Below are 2,284 nucleotides of genomic sequence, written 5' to 3' on the forward strand. Positions count from 1 at the left end.
AGCAGTTGGCGCGCGCCTATGCCGATCTGATCTGCACGCACCTGCCCGAAGGGCCGATGGCACTCGCCGGGTTTTCGATGGGAGGGTTTCTGGCACTGGCATTGACCGCGGAACTGGAATCGCGCGGGCGAGAGGTGCTGCTCACCTGCGCGATCGACGCAAATCCAAAGTGGATAGACCCCAAGCTAGACCCGGCCGACCGTTTGGGCCCGTTGATGGGCGAGTTCATCACCTCGATTGGCGCGCAAGGTGCGCTGCACTGGCATGACGGGCCGCCCGACCGCACGGCAATCAGCGGTCTTATTCGCAAGACGACACCTCTGCCCGAGGCCGACCGGGTGCAGGCATTTCTTGACTGGTTGCCAAGCGTGGGGCGCACCGACCCCCGCATCGCACCCGATCAGGTGCGCCGGATCGTCGCGCTCAACCTGCGCCATATCGGGCTGTTCGAGGGCGCAACCTTCGCGCCGCTCAGCGCACCGATCTGGGTTTTCACCTCGATGAGTGACGCCGAAGCAAGTGGCTTCTGGCCATCTTTGGTCAAGGCAGGCTCAAAGGGCGAGGCACTGGTGAAGCCAGTTCGACAGGTGTTCGACAGCGATCATCTGGGCATATTGAAACCGCCTGTGGTAAGCGAAATCGCCACTGCGCTTGACGACGTAATCAGGGCAAACCCGCTAGAGCCGGGCAGCCGCTACGCGGCCATGGCGTAAAATTCGTTCGAGTGCAGCAGCTTAGGTGCAGGCCGCGCCTGAACCGGCGTGCGACACCAACGAGACCCAGATCGAACGCGTAGAAGGCGCAATGCAGGGCAAAGCCCTAGCCTTTGCCCCCGTGGTCGGTGGGCCATGAGGGCGACAACAGGAACCCTCCCCAGTGAGGGTGCGGAGTCAGGCGATGGTGGGCTCTGGCGGGTTTTGCGCATGTGGCTCCTCGCGCGCGAGGTTCAGCTTTCCACTATGCGCTCCATCAAGAGCATTTCGGGATTAACGCCCAGCTTCTCGGCACTTGCGCGCACCGCATCGCGCAGCGCCGCACTGCGCGCCAGCAGCAGCCGAAACCGCGCTTCGTCCAAGACAAGGAGCGTTGAGGGGGCGATGGCCCGAACCTCGGCTCTTCGCGCCTTGCGCATAAGCAAGGCCATTTGGCCAAACATATCGCCCCTGCCCAGCCTCCAACTCTGGCCAGCGCTTTCAAGCTCGACCGCCCCCGAGGCTATGAAAAAGACGCTTTTCGCAGCACTGTCCTTGCTAACGATCACCGTTCCTGCATCGACATACCTGGTTTTCAAAGACCGACCCAGCTTCTTCAGTGCGCGATCGTCGAGATCTGCGAACAAGGGAAACTGCCGGAAAAACTCGATCCTTTGCACCGCGATATCAAGGCGCGGGCGCGCCTCTGCTGCGTTACGGCGGGCGATGAGGTCTTGCATCAGTGCCGTGTAGACCTCGGCACCGATCAGGCCATCTTCGCGTATGGCGGTGTATTCCCGCTCTTCTAGTCGAAGGGCGGTGCGCCGGATAAAGCGGCGTTCCAGTTCTTCCGCGTAGCCGGGATATTGCAGCCGAAGCCCTTCCAATGCCGTTTCGACAGTTTCGACCCGCCGCGTAAGCAGCGCATGCAGAAGTTCGGCAACCCGCCGGCCATGAATCCGGCGGATGCGCCCGTCGATGAAGGCGTCAAGATCGCGCAAGATAAGCCTTTGCGACAGCAGACGCTCGAAGCGGTCGGCAGTCATGCGCACCAGTGGTCTTGAAAGCCTCAATCTGCTGTGAAGCATAACCGCGGCACGAAAAGCCCGCCCATAGGCGACCGAACGGCGGGCCGCACGCTGATAGCCGCTGCGCCCGCCAGAGCGCGCGCCCTCGATCAGCCGGTCGGCGTCAAACAGGGTCTGTTCTGCCATCCGGGCAGAAATCGTTCGTTCGCGTACCCGCGCGAGGATCGTGGTGCGCTCGAACCCGGCAAGTGCGATCAGACCCAGCGTGATCCGGTCTCTGTCAAGAATGGCGTTACGGTCGTCGGCGGATCTGACGGCCTCGCCCAGCCGTTCGCCGAACTGCTTGGCCTCGGTCCGCACGATATCATGGGTCAACTCATAGGCATCGGTGGTGCGGGCGACATCTTCTCGCACGGTCTGTAGCGCAACGGCGACGACCTGCCGCGACATCGCCTCGTCGATGGGCGACAGCCGATCCAGACCGAGCCAGCCAATCACCGTTCGCAGCGTGGTACCCTGAACCATCAGGGTAAAAAGCGTGAAGCCCGTCGCAAGGATGCCGAC

2 protein-coding genes are annotated in these 2,284 nt (G+C 62.4%); one reads left to right on the top strand and one right to left on the bottom strand.

Annotation, left to right across the window (positions count from 1 at the left end):
- Positions 1–713 (top strand): alpha/beta fold hydrolase (locus ABY403_RS15830; protein ID WP_372841776.1); only part of this gene is annotated, 713 nt, incomplete at its 5' end.
- Between the two features lie 233 nt (positions 714–946).
- Here the strand turns inward: ABY403_RS15830 and ABY403_RS15835 are convergent.
- Positions 947–2,284 (bottom strand): cyclic nucleotide-binding domain-containing protein (locus ABY403_RS15835; RefSeq protein WP_372841777.1); only part of this gene is annotated, 1,338 nt, incomplete at its 5' end.

This window comes from Phaeovulum sp. (genome assembly GCF_041596715.1).
In the GTDB taxonomy this organism is placed as follows: domain Bacteria; phylum Pseudomonadota; class Alphaproteobacteria; order Rhodobacterales; family Rhodobacteraceae; genus UBA6213.